This window comes from Halobacillus naozhouensis (assembly GCF_029714185.1).
Lineage (GTDB): Bacteria > Bacillota > Bacilli > Bacillales > Halobacillaceae > Halobacillus_A > Halobacillus_A naozhouensis.
The window spans coordinates 3512979-3534079 of the sequence record NZ_CP121671.1 but is presented as its reverse complement, the minus strand read 5'-3'; the positions used below and the strand labels follow the sequence as shown (position 1 = coordinate 3534079).

18 protein-coding genes are annotated in these 21101 nt (G+C 42.5%); 10 read left to right on the top strand and 8 right to left on the bottom strand.

Annotation, left to right across the window (positions count from 1 at the left end; all coding sequences use genetic code 11):
- The first annotated feature begins 99 nt into the window (after window positions 1-99).
- Window positions 100-1530 carry a sodium:solute symporter family protein gene (locus P9989_RS18160; protein WP_283076260.1) on the top strand — a complete coding sequence of 477 codons (1431 nt, stop codon included), beginning with the start codon at window positions 100-102 and terminating at the stop codon, window positions 1528-1530.
- A gap of 54 nt (window positions 1531-1584) precedes the next feature.
- Complete coding sequence (gene solA / locus P9989_RS18155) at window positions 1585-2724, top strand: N-methyl-L-tryptophan oxidase (RefSeq protein WP_283076259.1); 1140 nt, start codon at window positions 1585-1587, stop codon at window positions 2722-2724.
- Window positions 2725-2948: 224 nt separating this feature from the next.
- Here the strand turns inward: solA and P9989_RS18150 are convergent, their stop codons facing one another.
- A complete protein-coding gene (locus tag P9989_RS18150; protein ID WP_283076258.1) occupies window positions 2949-3179 on the bottom strand; it encodes an AbrB/MazE/SpoVT family DNA-binding domain-containing protein in 231 nt (76 codons plus the stop codon).
- A 154-nt stretch (window positions 3180-3333) separates the two neighbouring features.
- On the opposite strand from P9989_RS18150, the gene P9989_RS18145 reads away from it, so the two are divergent.
- Both P9989_RS18145 and P9989_RS18140 read left to right on the top strand, forming a co-directional pair.
- Window positions 3334-3519, top strand: coding sequence for a hypothetical protein (locus tag P9989_RS18145; protein WP_283076257.1), 186 nt, complete (start codon window positions 3334-3336; stop codon window positions 3517-3519).
- 545 nt (window positions 3520-4064) lie between these two features.
- The gene (locus P9989_RS18140; RefSeq protein WP_283076256.1) at window positions 4065-5108 is read left to right on the top strand and encodes an N-acetylmuramoyl-L-alanine amidase family protein; all 1044 of its coding nucleotides are present in this window, start codon (window positions 4065-4067) and stop codon (window positions 5106-5108) included.
- A 209-nt stretch (window positions 5109-5317) separates the two neighbouring features.
- On the opposite strand, the gene rbsB is transcribed toward P9989_RS18140, so the two are convergent.
- From rbsB to P9989_RS18105, 7 genes are all read right to left on the bottom strand, one after another.
- Window positions 5318-6265, bottom strand: a complete 948-nt coding sequence (gene rbsB / locus P9989_RS18135) for a ribose ABC transporter substrate-binding protein RbsB (RefSeq protein ID WP_283076255.1) — start codon at window positions 6263-6265, stop codon at window positions 5318-5320.
- Window positions 6266-6324: 59 nt separating this feature from the next.
- A complete protein-coding gene (locus P9989_RS18130) occupies window positions 6325-7260 on the bottom strand; it encodes an ABC transporter permease subunit (RefSeq protein WP_283076254.1) in 936 nt (311 codons plus the stop codon).
- Window positions 7261-7262: 2 nt separating this feature from the next.
- On the bottom strand, window positions 7263-8762 hold the full coding sequence (locus tag P9989_RS18125) for a sugar ABC transporter ATP-binding protein (RefSeq protein WP_283076253.1): 1500 nt from the start codon (window positions 8760-8762) through the stop codon (window positions 7263-7265).
- Between the two features lie 16 nt (window positions 8763-8778).
- Complete coding sequence (rbsD, locus tag P9989_RS18120) at window positions 8779-9168, bottom strand: D-ribose pyranase (RefSeq protein WP_283076252.1); 390 nt, start codon at window positions 9166-9168, stop codon at window positions 8779-8781.
- A complete protein-coding gene (gene rbsK, locus P9989_RS18115; protein ID WP_283076251.1) occupies window positions 9165-10061 on the bottom strand; it encodes a ribokinase in 897 nt (298 codons plus the stop codon). The genes rbsD and rbsK overlap by 4 nt, the downstream gene beginning before the upstream one ends.
- Complete coding sequence (locus tag P9989_RS18110) at window positions 10058-11053, bottom strand: LacI family DNA-binding transcriptional regulator (RefSeq protein ID WP_283076250.1); 996 nt, start codon at window positions 11051-11053, stop codon at window positions 10058-10060. Before P9989_RS18110 ends, rbsK begins: the two co-directional genes overlap by 4 nt.
- A 270-nt stretch (window positions 11054-11323) precedes the next feature.
- Entirely contained in the window at window positions 11324-12538 is a 1215-nt protein-coding gene (locus tag P9989_RS18105; protein ID WP_283076249.1) for an ROK family transcriptional regulator, read from the bottom strand.
- A gap of 315 nt (window positions 12539-12853) precedes the next feature.
- Between P9989_RS18105 and P9989_RS18100 the strand changes: the two genes are divergently transcribed.
- From P9989_RS18100 to P9989_RS18075, 6 genes are read left to right on the top strand one after another with little or no spacing between them, the layout of a single operon-like run.
- Entirely contained in the window at window positions 12854-14440 is a 1587-nt protein-coding gene (locus P9989_RS18100) for a solute:sodium symporter family transporter (RefSeq protein WP_283076248.1), read from the top strand.
- A gap of 26 nt (window positions 14441-14466) precedes the next feature.
- A complete protein-coding gene (locus P9989_RS18095; protein ID WP_283076247.1) occupies window positions 14467-15624 on the top strand; it encodes a galactokinase in 1158 nt (385 codons plus the stop codon).
- Window positions 15625-15640: 16 nt separating this feature from the next.
- Entirely contained in the window at window positions 15641-16630 is a 990-nt protein-coding gene (gene galE, locus P9989_RS18090; protein ID WP_283076246.1) for a UDP-glucose 4-epimerase GalE, read from the top strand.
- 21 nt (window positions 16631-16651) lie between these two features.
- Window positions 16652-18172 (top strand): UDP-glucose--hexose-1-phosphate uridylyltransferase, encoded by a 1521-nt coding sequence (gene galT / locus P9989_RS18085; protein ID WP_283078974.1) that lies wholly within the window; start codon window positions 16652-16654, stop codon window positions 18170-18172.
- Between the two features lie 23 nt (window positions 18173-18195).
- Window positions 18196-19131 carry an aldose epimerase family protein gene (locus P9989_RS18080; protein ID WP_283076245.1) on the top strand — a complete coding sequence of 312 codons (936 nt, stop codon included), beginning with the start codon at window positions 18196-18198 and terminating at the stop codon, window positions 19129-19131.
- Window position 19132: 1 nt separating this feature from the next.
- Entirely contained in the window at window positions 19133-21085 is a 1953-nt protein-coding gene (locus tag P9989_RS18075) for a beta-galactosidase (RefSeq protein WP_283076244.1), read from the top strand.
- The last annotated feature ends 16 nt before the right edge of the window (window positions 21086-21101 follow it).

The window sequence follows — 21101 nt, the reverse complement described above, 5'->3', positions numbered from 1 at the left end:
GTGGTGTAGAGTTGAACTGGCGTCGATGCCTATCCTGAATTCACGGGGACACTTCCAGAATGACACAACCAGATAACTAAAATGATTTGGAGGGGAATAATGAATCCTACATTAGTGCTTGTGTTAAGTTCTGCTGTTGTTTTGTCCGGGGCTGCTCTGTTTTCTTTCTGGATTGGAAGAAAAGATAAAAGTAGTGAAAGTTGGATTGTAGGAGGACGCTCATTACCCATGTATGTAGTGGCTGGAAGTCAGTTTGCTACTGGGATGGGAGGTGGAGTGTTAGTAGCCCACATCGGGATAGGATATAGTGCAGGGTGGTCTGCTATAACATATAACTTTTTATATTCGATAGGGATTATTATTCTGGTATTACTTGCCGATTGGCTTAAAAAACAAAAATTCTCTACTATGCCGGAAATCTTCAAGAAGTTGTATGGGGAAAATAAATTACTGATGAGTGCTGTTACTTTTATGGCAATCGTAGTGCCTTTTGGTTGGTTATGTACCCAGTTGGTTGCATTCGGTAATCTATTTTCGAGTATATCGGGTATATCCTTCACTTTATTAGTGTTTATTTTTGCAGCAATTAGTCTCTTGTTTGTTTTACCAGGTGGAATGACTTCTGTAGCGTGGACCGACTTCATATTTGGATGTATGATGCTTATTATGTCAATTGTAAGCGGTTTCTACATTTTGAATTTAGCAGGGGGCTGGTCGGAAATATCAAGTGTTGTCCCTCAATCTATGATTGGATTCCCGGAAGGTTTGGGTGCTGTAGGAATGACAACCATTCTATTTTGGATTTTAGCTATTTTCCCTGGGGCACTAACTAATCAGATGTCGTACCAGCGCATATATGCTTCCAAAAGTCCGAAAGTAGCAAAGAAAGCCTTTCTCATAGCGGCAATCGTAGGTGTTATTGCTGGTATATGGGCTTCTTTCATGGGAATTACCATTTTCTCAATGAATCCTTCCTTAGAGAATTCAGAAATGGCATCAGGATGGTTCCTCACTCAAATCCCAATTTGGTTTATGGCCATCTATTCAGCTTTCATCATTGCAACCATAATGTCTACGGTTAGCAGTGCTGTTCAATCGGTCGTAGTAAATATTACGAAAGATATTTATCAATCGTATATTAACCCACAAGTCAGTGACAATAAACTTCTGAAAATGTCGAGAATCATGGCAGTTGTGGTCATAGCATTATCAGTTCTTTTAGCATTGTATTACCCACAAGCTTTAGGATGGCTTGTGGCAACTTACGCCTATTCTGCTTCTGGGTTACTTGTACCTATTTTCGGCGGGTTTATTTTAAGGAATACCAATATTTTGAGTGATAAAGGAGCTATAGGAAGTATAGCAACAGGTGTTGTTAGTGCTGCAATTGCTCAAATGATGGGGACACAAATACCTTACGTTGCATTTGGGATAGTAGGCTCATTAATTGGCTTTATTGTATGTAACTATCTCTTTAAGGATGAAAATGCCCAATATAAAAATGAGAAAGATGAGACTCGATTAGGTTAAAATTACTGAATATTCTATCAATTTATTGTTGCTTATAATTGAAAGGGTGTTTATATGGATGCAGATGTAGCCGTGATTGGTGTAGGAACAATGGGGAGCATGGCGACATGGCAACTTGCTAAGAGGGGTGTATCTGTTTTAGGATTTGAAAAGTACGGAATTGGAAACGACAGGTCTGCTGTGGGAGGCGAATCCCGTCTATTTAGAACAGCCTATATGGAAGGTAAGGAATATGTACCTTTATTACAAGACTCCCAACGTTTATGGAAAGAACTTGAGTATGGAACAGGCAAAAGTTTATTAACATTGAATGGTGGACTGATGATCGGCGATCCGGATACCCAAGTTATGAGAAATGTACAAAATAGTATAGAATTCTTTGATTTAGACCATGAGGTTTTACAAGGAAAAGAAGCCCATAGACGATTTCCGCAACATCGATTGTTTGCTGGAGAAATTATGGTACTAGATAAGAATGCCGGGTTTCTCCGGCCTGAGTTAGCGGTTACAACAGCTGCTACTCAGGCCGAAAAATTGGGGGCATCCATCCTGCGTTATACAGAAGTGAAGGATATTCAGCCTGACCAATGGGGTGTATCTATCTCAACCGATAAAAGGAAATATCGAGTAGGAAAAGTTTTAGTTACCACTGGTCCATGGTCGGTTACTTTTTTACCGGGCTTAAGCCACCATTTAAAAGCAAGACGTTTGGTGCTGACATGGTTTTCTGCAAAGGATATCACTAAGTTTTACCCAAAGAATTTCCCCATATTCGCCCGTATGCGAAAGGGCTTTAGATTGACGGGGGCTCCAACATTGGATGGTACTATGGTCAAAGCATCTAATACAAAAAATCCTGAGTTAATAGAAGATCCAGGACAATTAAATAGAGATGTTAAAGTTGAGGAACTTAGAGAAGTAGGAGAAGCGGTTAAAGAGTTAATTCCTGATCTTATTCCCGAGCCTGTACGGGCTAGTGTTTACATGGATGCCTATACCCCGGATGATCATTCAGTCGTAGGATACCTACCGGGTACAAGCGAAAATGTAATGATAGCAAGCGGATTCTCAGGTCACGGATTTAAAATGGCCCCGGTAATAGGAAAAATTGCTGCGGATCTTTTAGAAAATGGGAAGACATCATATGATATTGAACACATGGACCCCAACCGTTATGTAGAAAACTTAACTTGAGAATATCTTTTTAAGGAAATTCCTTTGTGGAAAACCTGGTATGTGTTTAAAGCCAAACAAGGTGGGCTATTTCTGCAAGAGATTTTTTCTGCCATGATTTGCTCTAAACTGCCATACTCTTACGGGTATGGCAGTTTAATTGCTTTTCTTGTCTTATTTTTTCAGGGAAATCAAACATGATTGGGGGTGATATATACTAAATCGCCACGATCTGGAACTGGCAGTTAAATTAGCTCATCTCCTTCAGGATAACCAAAGTCAACTTCCTTGTGCTGATTATCTGGAGTGACCTGAGATAACAAGGTATCTAATATGGGTTTCTGCTTGTCTGGCTCTAAACGAATACCGTTATCATCAACAGTTAATATCATTTTTGCTCCAAGAACTATTCCTATAATTATCTCCTTAGGTTCAACTGTAAAAATGCGTAAATAAATTACTATTATGTTTGCCATCTCTTTGATGAACGTTCCATTTCCAAAGTTGTTGGTTTCCTAACATTATTAAATACGGGCAACTGTGCAAAGATACCTTATAACAAAGTCATCTACTGACGAGGTATAATTCATAGGTTGTTCATCCAAATTATGAGAAAGGAGGATGAACCTTATGCCTAAAGATTCAGAGAACACCCACTCCGAAACTAGTCCACATCGCGATGGCCGAAGAGATCAAATCATCAATGATGATCATGGAAAACAAATAGGTGTCACTGCGGGTCAACAGAAAAAGCCCATTGAATTAGTAGCCGACGAGAAGATGAGGGAGTTTAAGCGGAATATGGAGAAACAATAAGGCTGCAATTCACTAACAGATCCTAATCAACTTAAAATTATGGGAAAAGCGTCTGAGCTTCATTGCTCAGGCGCTTTTTTGACATATTACTCCTAAAAGTTCTGATAATTTCCCAGGAAATATCTATTCCAACATCCTCCGACGAGAAACGATACCTAATGATTTTTCTTCTTTAATATTAACACTAGAGGATATGAGTCTTTGATTGTTTTGGGACTTTTTCGATAACTGTGAAACTAGGCTAGTTGTACGGCGGAGAATACATTAACCCTTTGAGAGGCGGGAGGGAGTGATCCTTTTCCGCTTTATGCGCTTAAAGTACCCCTCGCCTCCGTATTAAAAAGTACCCTTCAATCGGTATACATTTCCATTAAATCCTTATATTTCTTCCCACAATAGTTGAATAGAATTAATTTTATGGAGAGATATGTTACGATTTGCAGAATATTGTTACAATGTTGTGACCAAACCAACTTAAAACTATGATTCTATAGTTTTAGATACTAGAGAAGTTAGGAGAGAGGAGTGAGGGTTTTATTTCTGTTGTGAGGAAAAGCGGTTTTACGTTGATGGTTGCATGTCTCAGTCTTATGATGGCTTTCGCTTTTTTGACACCTAAGGTTGTTGCGGAAGAAGGGACTACATATCGGGTGGAAGCCACTAATCTGAATGTGAGAAGTGGACCAGGTCTTGAGGCGTCCGTCATTGGTTCACTGGATGACGAGGCTTTGGTGACGGTTTATGAGCATCGATTTGGCTGGGCTCGCATTAATTATGATGGCCAGGAGGGCTGGGTTGCCGGGTATTATTTGGTTGAGACGGACTCCAGTTCATCCTCGGGCGGACAAGTTACCGTCGGTGTGGATGCGGCTCATCTTAGGACAGGCCCTGGAACAGGGTATGAAAGTCTTGGACTCGTTTATCGCGGGGATACTTTTACATCCATAGAAAAGTCTAGTGACTGGGTTCATGTTCAGTTATCGAATGGAAGTACTGGCTGGATCGCAGGCTGGCTGGTCAAGGGTGGTTCATCATCTCAGCCTCCAAGCTCATCCTCGTTAGAAGGCATTAACGTGGTGCTCGATGCAGGGCACGGCGGGTATGATCCTGGTGCAGTCGGGTATTATGGCGGCAATGAGAAGAACATGACGTTGCCAACTGCTCAGGTCGTTTCGGATCAACTGGAGCAGGCAGGCGCGAACGTGATTATGACGAGGTCGAGTGACCGCTATTTATCCCTTGAGGAGCGGGTGGCGATCAGTCATGATTACAACACACACGCTTTCATTAGTTTGCATTATAATTCTAGTATTTACTCAAACGCTCGCGGCATTAGCACGTATTATTATTCGAACACAGACAAGGGGCTTGCGGATCAGGTTCAGGATCAGTTAATCGCTCATACGGGTCTGCAGAATGATGGTGTGAAGTTTGGTGACTTTCATGTGTTGAGGGAGAATAATGATACGTCGATTCTTGTTGAGCTTGGTTTTCTCTCGAATCCGATAGAGGTGGAGAAGTTGAAGACGGCTGCTTATAAGGCTAATGTGGCTGAGGCGATTACGCAAGGTCTTATGGATTATTTTTAAAATCAAAACACCTCCAAGCGTAGACCGGCGCTTGGAGGTGTTTTGGTTATGTAGGAACCTAATTGAGTATTTTTTCTATTCCCAAAAAAGGCTAACCGTAGATAAAATAGAGTAAACGTAAAAGAATCCCTTCTTGTCAAAGGAAGGGATTCTTTTATGATTAATTTAATGTTTGTACATAATGACCTAAAAGCAGCTAAATATACCTATTATTCTGTTACAAGCTGCAGCTCAACAGGGATGAATTCCTTAACACTTTCGCCGTTAGCTACTTTTCCGGCTGTCTCAATCGCTTTTTCACCAATTAGCCCCGGCTGTTGGGCGATAGTAGCATCCATGCGTCCTTCAGCAATGGCTGCCCTTGCATCATCTGTGCCATCGAAGCCTACGACCGTAACATCCTCAAGCAAATTGTTTGCTTCTAAAGCCTGTACAGCACCTAAGGCCATTTCATCATTGTGGGCAAAAACAGCGTCAATGTCGTCCGTACTCTGTAAAATGTTTTCCATAACTGTTAATCCTTCCGCACGATCGAAGTTTGCTGATTGCTTGGCAACAACCTCGATACCCTCGATGCTATCAATCACGTTGTGAAAGCCTTTCCCGCGTTCACGTGTAGCTGACGCCCCAGGGATCCCTTCAAGTTCCACTACATTACCTTTTCCACCCAATTGCTCTGCAATAAATTCGCCCGCCATTTCCCCACCGGCTACGTTATCAGAAGCAATGTGTGACACGACTTCACCGCCATCAGCACTTCGGTCAACTGTAATAACCGGAACACCGGCGTTATTCGCTGACTCTATGGCAGAAACAATTGCAGCAGAGTCTGTTGGGTTTACAAGCAGGACATCAATATTTTGCTGTAGTAAGTCTTCAATATCACTTACCTGTGTTGCTGAATCATTTTGTGCATCTGAGGTAAGGAGTTTGAAGCCAGCTTCCTTTGCAGCAGCTTCCGCGCCATCACGCAGGGAAACGAAGAACGGGTTGTTCAAAGTTGAAAGGGAGAGTCCGATTTTAACTGTGTCATTATCAGATCCTTCGCTTTCCTTGCTTGAATCATCTGAAGAAGATCCTGGTGCTTCGGTCGAGCAGGCTGTAGCAACCATCAACAATAGAGCTAAGAGGCCAAGTGATTTGATCCATTTTTTCATGTGTATTTCCTCCTTGAAATAATTTATTTCATCATGTCCATAGAAGAACATCATGTTCGTTATTTAGATTTACGATCAAGCAAGACAGCGAGTAGAATGACGCCGCCTTTGACAATTTGTTGATAGAAGGATGATACGTTTAATAAATTCAGTCCATTATCAAGGACTCCAATAATGAGAGCACCGACCAATGTACCAGCGATTCGCCCTCGACCGCCTGCCAGGCTTGTCCCACCAAGTACAACAGCAGCAATTGCATCAAGTTCGTACATGGTTCCTGCTGTCGGCTGCGCTGAATTTAACCGACTTGTCAAAATAATTCCACCCAGAACAGATAGCATCCCTGTCAAAGAGTAGACCCATATTTTGACGCGGTCTGCTTTAATTCCTGATAGGATAGAGGCTTCTTCATTTCCACCGACGGAATAAACTTGTCTTCCAAAGACTGTGTTACGCAGTATAAAGAATAAAATGACGAAAACAACAAGCATTAATATGGCTGGAAAAGGAATGCCGAATACATAACCTCCCCCAATCATTTCAAATGTGAAGCTGTTTGATAAACCCGTGATTGGACGCCCTTCCGTATAAACTAGCGTAGCGCCTCGAAAGACCGTCATCGTGGCTAGGGTGGCTATAAAGGGAGCGACCTTGCCTTTGGTGATCACAAGTCCGTTTAGAGCTCCCATAGCAAATCCTGCTAATAATCCAATCAATACGGCAAGTAGAGGGTCCATACCGCTAGCCAGCATACCAGCAGTTAAAGCACTGCCGAATGCTAATATGGATCCAACAGATAGATCGATTCCACCAGTTAAGATAACAAATGTCATACCAAAAGCAATCAGAGCATTAATCGAAATCTGTCTTAGAAGGTTGAGTAAGTTATCAACGGTTAAAAAGTTATCACTTAAAATAGATAAAATAATCATAATTAGTAGTAGACCAATTAGCGGGCCAAGCTTAGAAAAATTGCTCATTAATGTTTGCTTCATCGTTACTCCCCTCCTGTAGCTGCTTGCATTACTTTTTCTTGGTCAGCATCATTTCTGTTGATGATACGTGCAACTTTTCCTTCATGAATCACCATAATCCGGTCACTTACTCCTAGGACCTCAGGGAGTTCAGATGAAACCATAATGATAGCGACGCCTTGTTCAGTAAGCTCATTCATAATATGGTAAATTTCTTTTTTTGCCCCAACATCTACACCTCGGGTCGGTTCATCAAGGATGAGAAGCTTCGGTTTAATACCAAGCCATTTTGCGATTACTACCTTTTGCTGATTCCCGCCACTTAATGAGCGAACTTCCTGTTCGCGTCCTGTTGTTCTTACATGAAGCTTTTCAATCAACTCATCAATCAACTTCATTTCATTAGTAGAAGAAATAAAGCCACCTTTGGAAACCGTTTTCATATTTGTCAATGCTATATTTTCTCGTATCGACAGGTTAAGTACGAGTCCTTCATCTTTTCGATCTTCGGTTATAAAGCCTATACCTGATCGAATGGCATCCCGAGGGTGTTTAATCGTTAACGGGTGGCCATTTAAGGAAATACTGCCATGACTTTTCTTACGGGACCCGAAGATGGCTTCCATAATTTCAGTTCGACCAGCTCCCATCAACCCAGCGACACCGAGGATTTCCCCTTGATGGACGGAGAAACTGACATCGGTGAAAAGTCCCGTTCTAGCCAGGTTCTTCACTTCCAGGACAACATCTCCGATTTCGCCAGTCCGCTCAGGAAAACGTTCCCCAAGTTCGCGGCCAACCATCATTTTTACAATAGCTTGAAAGGAGGTCTCAGAAATATTTTCTGTTCCGACGTATGAACCGTCACGAAGGACCGTGATACGATCACATATATGGAAGATTTCCTCCATCCTATGGGAAATATAAATGATGCTGACGTTTTGTTCTTTTAAGGAGTTCACTACATGAAAGAGTCTTTCGATTTCACGTTCAGTCAATGCTGCTGTGGGCTCGTCCATAATAATCATTTCAGCGTTTGTAGAAACGGCACGGGCAATCTCTACCATCTGCTGTTTCCCAACGGAAAGATTGCCAGCTTCTTCATCTGGATTAATATTCGTTACACCGAGGCGTTCCAGGTTCTCAAGCGTCTGTTGCCGCATTTCTTTCATCTTAAGAATTCCAGACTTTCCGTAGGTCAGCTCTTTTCCAAGAAACATATTTTGGGTGACGGTTAAGTGTGGGATAATATTCAGCTCCTGGTGGATGACCACAATTCCCTTATGTTCAGCTTGCTTGGGATTAGTAAACGTAACATCCTCACCTTTTAACTGAATAGTCCCGCCGTCTCTTGAATGAATTCCTGTTAACACTTTGATTAGGGTTGATTTTCCAGCACCATTTTCCCCCATGAGAGCATGCACTTCTCCTGGATGCACAGCGAAATCAACATCCTTTAACACCTGATTGCCAGCGAACGATTTATTAATCTTTCTCATCTCAATAAAAGGTGTATCCACCATCTCTCACCCTCCTTAGTTAGAAAATAACTCCTGACTGCAGAATGGCATTCGCATAAGGAGTATTCTCCCCTGTACGAATCACTGCCTTGGCGTGTTTGATTTGTGCCTTCACATTTTCATGGCTTATATAATTTATCGACTTCGAATAGCTTAGAACTCTCTCATGTAATAAATCATTATGCTGTTTCATTTCTTTTGCTAGAGTAATATTTTCTATTTCCATATCATCTGCTATAGCCTGTAGAATGGATTCAAAGTTTGGAACACCAAGGGTTACGGAAAGGTCTATACATTTTGATTCATCAGGTATTGGCAGGCCGCAATCAGCAATGATGATGGTATCCGTATGGCCAAGCCTTGCTAGAATCGCAGCTAGGTCACGATTTAATATGCCTGTTTTCTTCATTGTTGATCAGACCTTTCTTGCAAAAACTGTTCGACCTCATCCTTCATTGGCATGCCGCTTTGAGCACCTAATTTCGTAACAGACATGGCTGCCGCTGCGTTAGCATACATTACAGCTTTCTCTAGACGTTTTCCTTTGGCTAACTGTGTCGCAAGTGCGCCGTTAAAGGTGTCACCAGCACCAGTGGTATCTCGAGCAGGCACCTTGTAACCTGGAATGGTAATATCTGATTCGTTCTGATGAATCACAACTCCCTGGTCACCTTGAGTGATGATCATTTTCTCACGAAGAATATCAAGCACGGGATCTTTAAGTAAAGAACTCGCCTCGGTTTCATTAGGTGTAAGAAATTCAACTTGAGATAACAAAGCAGACGGGAGCTTTTGATAAGGGGCGGGATTGAGTATGACTGGAATCCCCATATCGTAAGCTAATGATGCCACGTAACTAATCGTCTCTATTGGAATTTCTAATTGTAATAGAATCACATCACTATCTTTAATCATAGATTTATGGTTCTGAACCAATTCAGGCGAGAGCATCCCATTTGTACCAGGGGCAACGATAATTCGGTTATCCTGCTCGGATAATATAATCGTCGCCGTCCCTGAAGGAATACTGTCGAATACGTGAACAGCCGTTGTATCAATATTCTCGTTGTGAAGGTGCTGAAGTAAATCCCTTCCAAATATGTCTCCCCCAACAGCCCCAATCATATTTACGTTCGCACCCATTCTCGCCGCAGCTACAGCCTGGTTTGCCCCCTTACCTCCAGGATACGTAGCAAAATTGTTCCCAAGGACAGTTTCCCCTTGAAGCGGCATCACGTCTGTCGAAACGACTAAATCCATATTGATGCTCCCGACAACCGTTACCGTCGGCTGATAACTCATAGTGAAGACCTCCCAAATTTAGTAGATTGTCGTTCAACTAGTTTTACAGAAAATTCTTCGTTCGTTACAAAAGAGTGCTGGTTCTCAATTTGTTCAATGATTATTTCAGCTGCTTTAGCACCTGCCTGGTAAATGGGCTGTGCCATGGTGGTTAAAGCAGGGGAGGTAGTTTCGCCAAGGCTGATTCCGTCAAAGGCTATGATCGAAAGTTCCTCAGGTACTTTAATTCCCAGTGATTCCGCAGCCTTTAATGCACCAACCCCCATAAGGTCATTCGCTACAAAAAGGCCATCGATATCCCTATGCGTGGTAAGCAGCTTTTTAGTAGCTTCTTTGGCATCCTCAAAATGATATTCTCCTTGTTCTATATAACTGGGGAGAAACCATTCTTCGTCTTGTACTTCTTCAAGGTAACCTTTCAAACGCTGTTTGGCATTGCTCACATTCTCTGGTCCTGAAATATGTGCGATTCTCTTACAGCCAATCGCTTTTAAATGTTGGACAGCTTCTTTTGCCCCAACATAATTATTCACAGTAACGGAAGATAAACTTGAACTAAGAATCCTATCGAGTGCTACTATCGGGGTGCCCATCCCGCTAATGTTATCAGCAGAAATCGTACTCGAAACAATAATGATCCCGTCAACTGATTTTTGCTTTAATGCATCTAAGTAAGCCATTTCCTTATCGATATCATCATCCGTATTACATAGAACAAAGGTGAAATTATGTTGTTTTGTCATATCCTCTACAGCCCTGGCAAGTTCAGGGAAGAAGGGGTTCATGATATCTGGTACAAGAAGAGCAATCATCTTTGATCGCCCTTTAAAAAGACTTCGAGCTACATCATTAGGTTTATAGTTTAATTGTTTAATCGCATAAGCAACACGTTTTTCCGTTTCGGAGTGGACGTAGCCGTTCTTATTTAAAACCCTCGAAACAGTAGCAACGGAAACTTCTGCTAGTTTTGCGACATCTTTTATGGTTGTCATGTATTCAATCACCTTCACGCCTAAATGTGTAACCGGTTACACATTGGTCAAAATAAAAAGGGGTATGTAACCCGTTACACATATGTTAAAACGCTTACATTTGAAAGTCAAGGTTGTCATACAAAATATTTGAAGTGTAGCCTTCAAATACTTGTTAGAAATGAAAAAGAACCGATAGCTGAGAGGGTAGCGCGCTCAGTTTATCGGTTCTTTAATGGTATCCTGAGTGGGGACTGTTGCAAAATGTATGGTTATTCCATAAAAAGTTTTTTAATGCTGGGAGAAAAACTCTTCTAAAATCAATACACACGCACCGTAGGATGAAGCATTTTCTCCGAGACTTGATAATACAATGGGGGTTTCCTTTGCTTCTTTTGTCAATCCCCTTGCCTGAATGGTTTCTTTTAGTCCTTCCATCAAAAAGCTGCCTGCGTTTGCAACTCCGCCTCCGATAATGATTCGTTTCGGGTTCAATGTATGCATGAGGTTGACGATGCCGATGCCCAAAAACCTCCCCGTTTGATTTAATAATTCAACACTGAATTCATCTCCATCACAGGCGGCTTGGTAAACAGTCTCCCCGTCTATCTTCTCAATATCATGGTCTACTAAGTCTAGAATACATGATGTTTTTCCGGTTTTTAATTCCTTCTTAGCTCGTTCTGCAATCGCTGGACCACCAGCTAATGTTTGTAGACAACCATAATTTCCGCAAGTACACTTGGGTCCTGACAGATCGATGGTGACATGCCCGATTTCTCCGGCAATGTTGTTTTCCCCATGAAAAAGTCTTCCATTAATCATGATGCCTGCGCCGATGCCATGACCGACATTAATGCCCACGATATTGTCCGCATCTTTTCCGTTTCCAAACCATGATTCACCAAGTGTCATGGTACGGGCATCATTTTCTATTTTGACAATCATCTTAAATTCGTTTTCCAACTCTTCTTTAATAGGAATATCGTGAAGATCGAAGGAAGGGGCGAAAAGAGAGACTCCCTTGTCCACGTCAACAATGCCGTGCATCCCTACGCCAATTCCAAGGAATTTTTCTGTATTACTCTTGCCTGATTGTAATAAGGAACGGATACCATGCTTCATGGTTTCAAGCAGATCTTCTTTAGTAGGGTATTCCTTAATCCCTAATAGGGTTGAATCTTTTACTTCACCAAACAAGTTTGTGACCATGAAATTCATCTTGTAGCGCCCTACGTCAATGCCGATTATGTAAAAATGTTCAGCGTTAATGGCTAGCAAAGTAGGCTTTCTTCCACCCTGCGAGGCACCTTGTGTCGTCTCAATGACGAATTGACTGGTAAGCAATTCTTTGACGATGTTACTGACGGTGGGAGGGGTGAGTTTTGTTTGTTTTGCAATTTCTGCCCGGGAAATAGGGCCATCTTTCCGAATCATATTCAAAATGATGGATCGATTGATCGATTTCATCAGCTGAAAACTTCCTCTATTATACTTCGAAGACATAATTCTTCCTCCATCAATTCTAATTACATTCATTATAACATGGCCTGCATACTAAATAAAATTTATTAATTAAGTTGGTGGGTTGGATGATCATTGCCTCTTTTTTATAAAAAAATTATGTAATGAAGAAAGAACTCGAATAGATTGTGATAATACTGTTCACTGTTTGATTGACAAGGAGGAATGGGATGCATAAATCTTACTAAAGGGTTTTCATTTTTCGAAAAATTATGATAAGTTGTTCATAAGTTAATTAATTAATTTTATTAACTATATAGTGATCCATACAAAACAATTGGATAAGGAGAGACAACTATGAATCTGTTTACAATTATATCTTTTCTATTTTTTACTGGACTTGTAGCGCTTATCTCATACTTCCTGACTCGTAAAGAGAACTTAAACACACAGGATGGTTATTTCCTAGGTGGAAGGAGTTTAGGAGCCTGGACAATTGCTGGTTCTTTGATGCTTACTAATCTCTCTACGGAACAATTAATTGGATTAAATGCACAAGGTTATTCTGACACCATTGCTGTTATGGGCTGGGAAGTTGGTTCTGCTATTGCGTTAGTTGTTGTTGCCTTATTTCTTTTACCTAGATATTTGAAGGGCGGCATTACGACTATCCCTGATTTCCTAGAAGATCGTTTTGACTTTGGAACAAAACAAATTGTCACCATTCTATTCTTGTTCGGTTACATATTTAATCTGTTGCCGCCGATTCTCTACTCGGGAGCAGTTGCCATTAATGGTTTGTTCAGTATTCCAGAAGTACTAGGTGTAAGCCGTATGACGGCTTTATTTATTACGGTATTCGCAATTGGAATTATTGGTTCAATTTACGCCATTTTTGGCGGGTTAAAGGCAGTAGCTGTGTCTGATTCTATCAATGGGATTGGTCTTCTGATTGGGGGATTGATGATCCCAATTATCGGGTTGTTTGTCTTAGGAGATGGTTCGATTACCAACGGCTTGAGTACAATTGTCCAAGAATCTCCAGAGAAGTTGAATTCAGTCGGCGGTTCCGAAAGCCCAGTACCATTTGGAACCATGTTTACAGGGATGCTGTTAGTCAATCTCTTTTACTGGGGAACGGCGCAGCATATTATGCAGCGGGCGATTGCAGCAAAAAGTTTAAAGGAAGGCCAAAAAGGGGTGTTGATTGCCGCTTTTCTAAAACTTTTAGGTCCTGTCTTTTTGATTCTCCCTGGAATCATCGCTTTCAATATGTTCGGCCCTGGACTTGAGCCGACGAATGCTTATCCCAAATTGGTTAAAGAAGTATTGCCGACACCTTTGGTTGGCTTCTTCGCCGCTGTCCTGTTTGGTGCGATCTTATCCTCATTCAACTCAGCGTTGAACTCATCCGTGACGTTGATTGCACTCAATATTTATAAGCCCTATTTCAAGCCGAATGCACCTGATCGTGAGGTTGTCCGTAAAGGGAAATATATTGGGATCGTACTCGCTTTGTTTGCGATGTGTATCGCACCACTGATTGATCTGGTGCCACAAGGTTTCTTCCAATACTTACAAATCGTTAATGGCTTTTACAATGTCCCGATCTTCACGATTCTCATTGTTGGCTATTTAACAAAACGTGTTCCAGCTATTGCGGCGAAGGTATCGTTGTTTGTGTTTATTTCTATTTATGCTGTCACCCAGCTAGTTTGGGACACAGGTATTCACTTCCTTCATATATTAGCAATCTTATTCGTAGTATGTTCAGGGTTAATGCTGCTTATCGGCAAACTTCGCCCTCGCGAGAAGGATTTCATTTTAGAAGAAAAATCAAAAGTCGATATGACCCCGTGGAAACTAGTATTCCCTGTCGGAGTGGCGGTGACATTGGCGATGATCATTATTTATACGTTGCTATCTCCAATAGGTATTATCTAAATCTATCATAAGGGTAAGGTGAAAAGATGGAACAATTGAAAAAGGAATTTATTCATCGGTTTGGTGATCATGGAGAACTTGGATCTTTTTTTGCTCCAGGGCGTGTCAACCTCATTGGGGAGCATACCGATTATAATGGGGGCCATGTTTTCCCGTGTGCGCTCAGTGTCGGGACGTATGTTGTTGCTCGCAAACGACAGGATGACCAGGTGCGATTGCATTCTATGAATTTTAGCGAGTTAGGAATGATCGAAACTAAGGTAGACGACCTGACATATGAACAAGCCCACGACTGGGCGAACTATCCTAAAGGTGTGGCTGCTGTATTCCAGCAAGCTGGTTACAAGTTATCCTCTGGCTTCGATGCTGCTTACTATGGAAATATTCCAAACGGGGCAGGTTTGTCATCATCAGCCTCCGTTGAGTTAGTTACGGCTGTTATGCTGAAAGAGTTATTCCAGCTTGAGATGGATCGGATCGACATGGTGAAGCTGGCTCAAAAAGCGGAGAACGAATTTGTTGGTGTGAATTGCGGAATCATGGACCAGTTCGCTAGTGGCATGGGGAAGAAAGATCATGCGATTCTATTAAACTGTGATACATTGGATTATCAACACACTCCTATTTCCTTAATGAACGAGCAGCTGATTATAGCCAATACGAATAAACGGAGAGGTCTGTCTGAGTCCAAATATAATGAAAGAAGGCAGCAGTGTGAAACAGCCGTAAATGATCTGCAAGCCAAGCTCGATATTAGCAAACTTGGAGAACTGACAGGAGACGAGTTTGAGGCCCATAAAGATTTGATTCATGATGAGCTGGTGCAAAAACGCGCAAAGCATGCGGTCTATGAGAACCTCCGTACAATCGATGCGGTGGAAAAATTAAAAGCAGGCGATGTTAAAGGGTTTGGTAAGTTAATGAATGAATCCCATATTTCATTAAGGGAGGATTATAAAGTGACCGGAAAAGAACTGGATGCCTTAGTTGAGGCTGCATGGGAAGAAGGCGCGATTGGATCGAGAATGACAGGGGCTGGTTTTGGGGGCTGTACGATTAGTATTGTTCCAAACGAGATCACTAGTCGCTTTATCGATCGCGTCGGCCAAAAGTATAGAGAAGCTACTGGTCTCGAAGCAGATTTTTATGTAGTCGATATTGGAGATGGAGCAAAAACATTATAACAGGAGGTAACACAATATGGCGGTATTAGTATGTGGGGGAGCTGGGTACATTGGAAGCCATGCCGTAGCTCAATTGTTGGATCGTAACGAAGACGTCGTGGTGGTGGATAATCTGCAAAAAGGTCATCGGGAAGCTGTAGTCGAAGGGGCTGCTTTTTATCAAGGTGATCTTCGTGATGGAGTTTTTTTAAACGAAGTCTTTGAGGAAAACGACATCGATGCGGTCATTCACTTTGCGGCAGATTCACAAGTAGGGGAAAGTGTCGAGGATCCATTGAAATATTACGATAACAATGTGTACGGAGCTGTATGTTTACTGAGGGTTATGGCAGCCCATCAGGTGAAGAAGATTGTTTTTTCATCAACTGCTGCAGCCTATGGAGAAGTGGAACAGGTACCGATTCAGGAAACCGATCCAACCGTGCCGACGAATCCATATGGAGAGACGAAGCTTGCGATTGAGAACATGCTGAAATGGGCAGAGCAGGCCCACGGCATCCAATCTGTAGTCTTACGTTATTTTAATGTGGCCGGAGCGGATCCGAAAGGGCGGATTGGCGAAGATCATGATCCGGAAACTCATTTAATTCCAATCATCCTGCAAGTAGCCTTAGGAAAACGGGAGGAAATTCTCATCTTCGGTAATGATTATCCTACCAAGGACGGGACTTGTATCCGTGATTATATCCATGTAACTGACTTGGTCGATGCCCATTTACTGGCCATTAAAAAATTGAGAAGTCAAAGCGGCAGTGCCACATATAATCTCGGGAATGGCCAGGGCTTTACAGTGAAAGAAGTCATCGATGCAGCAAGAAAGGTAACAGGGCACGACATTCCGGCAGAAATAGCTCCTAGGCGGCCAGGCGATCCAGCACAACTCGTTGCCTCTTCCGAAAAAGCGATGAATGAACTAGGCTGGAAACCCCAACATTCGGACTTAGATCACATGATTCAAACGGCTTGGAATTGGTTTCAAGAACATCCCGGCGGTTATGAAAACTAATTAGAAGTGAGGTGAAGGATGATGACCGTCAACATTCATAGAGAGATTGATCGTTTGATTCATTATGGTTTGTACAAAGAAATGATTGCTGTATGGGACGTCGATTATGTTCGAAATGGTTTGTTAGAACTCTTCCATTTAGAAGACTATCAGCCGGCAGATGTGCCAAAGGAGCAGCTTGAGACGCCGATTGACATTTTAGGAAACATGCTTGATTATGCAGTCGAGAATCAGTTGATCCCTGAGGATACCGTTACACAACGAGATTTATTTGATCCGAAAATCATGGATAAGCTGATTCCTCGTCCAAAGGAAATCATTCAAACCTTTTATCATCACTATCAGACGGAGGGACCAGTGGCAGCAACGAATTATTTCTATGAACTGGCTAAATCCTCCCATTATATCCGGACGGATCGTGTAGCCAAGAATGTTCATTGGTACAGTCCAACCGCATATGGCGACCTTGAGATTACGATTAATTTGTCTAAGCCGGAGAAAGATCCGAAAGCGATTGAAGCAGCGAAAGCGAAGGCCGGTGTTTCCTATCCGAAATGCTTGCTATGTAAAGAAAACGTTGGATACGCCGGACGGCTCGATCATCCGGCTCGTCAAAACCATCGGATCATCCCAATGGAATTGCAACAGGATAGGTGGTTTTTACAATATTCTCCCTATGTTTATTACAATGAGCACGCGATCGTCTTTTCTCGTGAGCATCGGCCCATGAAAGTTTCACGGGAAGGCTTTGATCGTTTACTCCATTTTGTTGAGCAACTGCCTCATTACTTTGTCGGATCGAATGCCGATTTGCCGATTGTGGGGGGGTCGATTCTAAGTCATGACCACTTTCAGGCCGGTCATCACGATTTTCCCATGGCGCAAGCGCCAATGGATGAAACGTTCAGCGTAAGTGATGAGCCTGACATCACTGTCGGGGTCGTAAAATGGCCTATGTCCGTAATCCGTCTTCAAGGGAAAAACCGTGAGAAATTGGCAAGACTAGGCGAACGAATTTTGCAGACATGGAAAGGCTACAGTGATGAACGTGTGGGCATTTTTGCAGAAACAGATGGGACGCCGCACAATACAATCACGCCGATTGCCCGCATGAGGGATGGAGTATTTGAGCTTGATCTCGTGTTGAGAAATAATCGTACGAATGAGAAGTATCCTATGGGCATCTTTCATCCTCATCAGGAGGTCCACCATATCAAGAAGGAAAACATCGGTTTGATCGAAGTGATGGGGCTGGCTGTATTACCAGGGCGCCTTGTAGAAGAAATGGATGTGCTAAGTGAGTACATGCTTCAAGGGGACCTGGACAAGAGAGGGATGGAGGATGAGCGTACCGCTAAACATGTCGATTGGGCGAAGCAAATCATTGCCCGTCATGAACAGTTGAACGAACAAAATATAAAGCAACTAGTACAAGAGGAAATTGGAAGGACGTTCTCAACGGTATTAGAACATGCCGGCGTATTCAAACGAACGGAAGAAGGGCAGGAAGGGTTCCGGCGTTTTCTAAGAGGGGTATTGTAATTTGCGTTGTAGGAGAGGTCTTAATGATCACGTATTCCACTTTTAAAGGGATAGAGTCTATTATTTTGGAAAATGAACACATTAGGTGTACGATCCTGCCTTCTTATGGGGGTAAAATGGCTAGTTTGTTTGATAAAAAAGCAAACTATGAATGGCTATATCAAACAGAGGTAGAGAAGATGACAGTTCCTGCCTACGGACAAGATTTTTCTAATTTTGATTCCAGTGGGTTTGATGAAATGTTCCCTGGAATAGATGAGGGACCGCACCCGCATGATTTTTCGCGCATTCCTGATCATGGGGAAGTATGGGCGATGCCCTGGCAGGTAACGGAACGATCGTACGGACTGGATTTAGAAGTGGCTAGCCCGTTTTTTCCGTATCGATTAAAAAAACAAGTGTATCTGAAGGCGGACCGTGTCGAACTAAACTATCAAGCCTTTAATTTGTCCAGCCAACCATTTCCTTTTATTTGGGCGGCCCATTCCCTGCTGAACATGAACCGTGCTACAACCATTCGCGTGCCATCGGATATGAATGAAGTCATAAATGTTGAACAAGCCTCTGGCCACCTTGGACAGTGGGGAACTATCCATAGGTATCCCATAACTCAATCAAAGCGAACAGGTGACTCCATCGATTTATCGAAAATGGAAGACGAGGCTGCGAACAATATTGAGAAGTTTTATTTTACACAAATGGTAAGCCAGGGGTGGTGTCAGGCTATTCAGCACGACATTAGAAGGACGTTAACGTATACCTTCCCTCCAGATAAAGTGCCGTACTTAGGAGTATGGAAGACGCAGGGAGGCTATCGCGGTGATTATAATTTTGCTTTAGAGCCCTGTACGGGGATGTATGATGATGTATATGTAGCAAATAAGATCAATAAGGTATCAAAAATTTCTCCACGAGGAACATACTCGTGGAATTTAACGATCCAACTGGGAGGTTTGTAAGATGCCATATCTTGGAGTAGATTATTATCCGGAACACTGGCCAAAGGACATGATGAAAGAAGATATTCAAGGAATCAAAGAGATGGGGGCCAATATCGTACGTATCGGAGAGTTTGCCTGGCACCTGATGGAAAGTAAAGAGGGAGAATTTGATTTTTCATATTTTGATACGGTGATTGAATCCTTGAAAGAGAATGGATTGGATGTGATGTTCGGGACTCCGACTGCAACCTTCCCCGCTTGGCTTGCGGATCAATATCCTTCTATATTATCTGAAGATGAATATGGTCATAAAAGGGTTTTTGGCGGGCGTCGCCAATATTGTTTTAATTCGGATGTCTATAGGGAGCATAGCGCTCGCATTACGAAAGAATTAGTGCAACACTATCAAAATGAACAAGCGATTGTGGTATGGCAAGTCGATAATGAGTTCGGCCATGAAGGCAGTGACCAATGCTACTGTGATCAGTGTCATGCTAAGTTCCATGAATTCCTGGCTGAGAAATACCACGACATTGACAGCTTAAATGAACGCTGGGGAACAATCTTTTGGGGACAGACGTACAACCAGTTCAATGAAATTCCAGTCCCAAAACCAACCATCACGACCCACAACCCCGGGTTAAAACTGGATTGGGCAAGATTCCGTTCAGCTTCCCTCAATAGCTTCGCCCATGAAATGACGAATATCGTAAAATGGTATAAAGGACCGCACCAGCACGTGACTACGAACGTAGCCGGAGGATTTTTCAACAAATGGTTTGATCATGCAGAGAACCTGTGGCCAATGGACTTCGTTTCCTATGATAACTATCCGGTGTGGGGCGGGCTTGAGGAACCGATCCCTCCGGCTGAGATTGCAATGACGCTTGATTTCAATCGCGGCTTACTAGATCAAAACTTCTGGATCGTCGAGGAATTGATGGGGGCCCAGGGACACGATGTGATTGGTTACCTGCCGCGTCCTAACCAAGCTAAAATGTGGTCTTACCAGGCATTTGCCCACGGCTGCAACCATATGCTCTATTTCCGTTGGCGAGGAATGACAAGGGGAGCCGAGCAGTTTTGTTATGGGGTCATTGATCACGATAATCAGTATGGGAGGAAGTATGAAGAAGTCCAATCGTTATTCGATGAGATTTCTTCGTATGAAGATGTCCTTGACTCACCCATAAAGTCCGAGGTTGCTGTCATCTATGATTACGATAATATTTGGTCGTGGCGTTCACAGATTCAGAGTAAAGATTTCGATTTTAAAGAAGAACTTATGCGTCTATATCGGCCATTCTATTCTTTGAATACCCATATCGATGTTATTCCTAGTGACAGAGACCTTTCGACCTATAAGGTTGTCCTTGTCCCTGCTATGCAAATCATCGATCAAAGATTAGCGGATCAGTTAGCTGCCTTTGCGGAGAAAGGCGGGACGGTCGTCTTTTCCTATCGAGCGGGTTTAAAGAATAAAGATAACACGATTTATTTCAAAGAGCCGCTCCCAGGTCCAGTCCGCTCCTTAACAGGAATAAGGGTCGAAGAAGTTGAATCTTTAACAAAAGAAAGAACGGCTGCAGTCGAAGGAAAAGGCGACTTTAATGGAGAAACTTCGCATGTAGCGATTTGGAGAGATTTAATCATTGCTGAAACAGCGGAAGTTCTGTTTCGGTATCAGGATGGGCTTTATGGACAATACGCTGCAGTAACTCGAAATTCGTATGGAAAAGGGAAAGTTTACTACATCGGCGGAGGACTTGGAGAGCAATCGATGGATGCTATCGCCAAGGAAATAGTGGGCGATAACGGTATTTCAATTGTGGCATCTGAGAACGATGTGGAAGTCTATCGTCGTCATACAGAGGAAGAGTCCTTTACTTTTGTTATGAATCATAGTGATCAAATGAAAGTTTTTGAGCACCTAACTCTGCAGCCTTATGAAAGTCGAATTATTAAGCACTGACCGTTTGTTTCTGTAC

Bases quoted from the DNA above. Each gene is read 5' to 3' on its own strand.
- rbsB (WP_283076255.1), bottom strand. From the start codon at position 6,265: ATGAAAAAATGGATCAAATCACTTGGCCTCTTAGCTCTATTGTTGATG.
- galT (WP_283078974.1), top strand. From the start codon at position 16,652: ATGACCGTCAACATTCATAGAGAGATTGATCGTTTGATTCATTATGGT.
- P9989_RS18105 (WP_283076249.1), bottom strand. From the start codon at position 12,538: ATGTCTTCGAAGTATAATAGAGGAAGTTTTCAGCTGATGAAATCGATC.
- P9989_RS18130 (WP_283076254.1), bottom strand. From the start codon at position 7,260: ATGAAGCAAACATTAATGAGCAATTTTTCTAAGCTTGGCCCGCTAATT.
- P9989_RS18150 (WP_283076258.1), bottom strand. From the start codon at position 3,179: ATGGCAAACATAATAGTAATTTATTTACGCATTTTTACAGTTGAACCT.
- galE (WP_283076246.1), top strand. From the start codon at position 15,641: ATGGCGGTATTAGTATGTGGGGGAGCTGGGTACATTGGAAGCCATGCC.
- rbsK (WP_283076251.1), bottom strand. From the start codon at position 10,061: ATGAGTTATCAGCCGACGGTAACGGTTGTCGGGAGCATCAATATGGAT.
- P9989_RS18100 (WP_283076248.1), top strand. From the start codon at position 12,854: ATGAATCTGTTTACAATTATATCTTTTCTATTTTTTACTGGACTTGTA.
- P9989_RS18125 (WP_283076253.1), bottom strand. From the start codon at position 8,762: ATGGTGGATACACCTTTTATTGAGATGAGAAAGATTAATAAATCGTTC.
- solA (WP_283076259.1), top strand. From the start codon at position 1,585: ATGGATGCAGATGTAGCCGTGATTGGTGTAGGAACAATGGGGAGCATG.
- rbsD (WP_283076252.1), bottom strand. From the start codon at position 9,168: ATGAAGAAAACAGGCATATTAAATCGTGACCTAGCTGCGATTCTAGCA.
- P9989_RS18080 (WP_283076245.1), top strand. From the start codon at position 18,196: ATGATCACGTATTCCACTTTTAAAGGGATAGAGTCTATTATTTTGGAA.
- P9989_RS18145 (WP_283076257.1), top strand. From the start codon at position 3,334: ATGCCTAAAGATTCAGAGAACACCCACTCCGAAACTAGTCCACATCGC.
- P9989_RS18110 (WP_283076250.1), bottom strand. From the start codon at position 11,053: ATGACAACCATAAAAGATGTCGCAAAACTAGCAGAAGTTTCCGTTGCT.
- P9989_RS18075 (WP_283076244.1), top strand. From the start codon at position 19,133: ATGCCATATCTTGGAGTAGATTATTATCCGGAACACTGGCCAAAGGAC.
- P9989_RS18160 (WP_283076260.1), top strand. From the start codon at position 100: ATGAATCCTACATTAGTGCTTGTGTTAAGTTCTGCTGTTGTTTTGTCC.
- P9989_RS18095 (WP_283076247.1), top strand. From the start codon at position 14,467: ATGGAACAATTGAAAAAGGAATTTATTCATCGGTTTGGTGATCATGGA.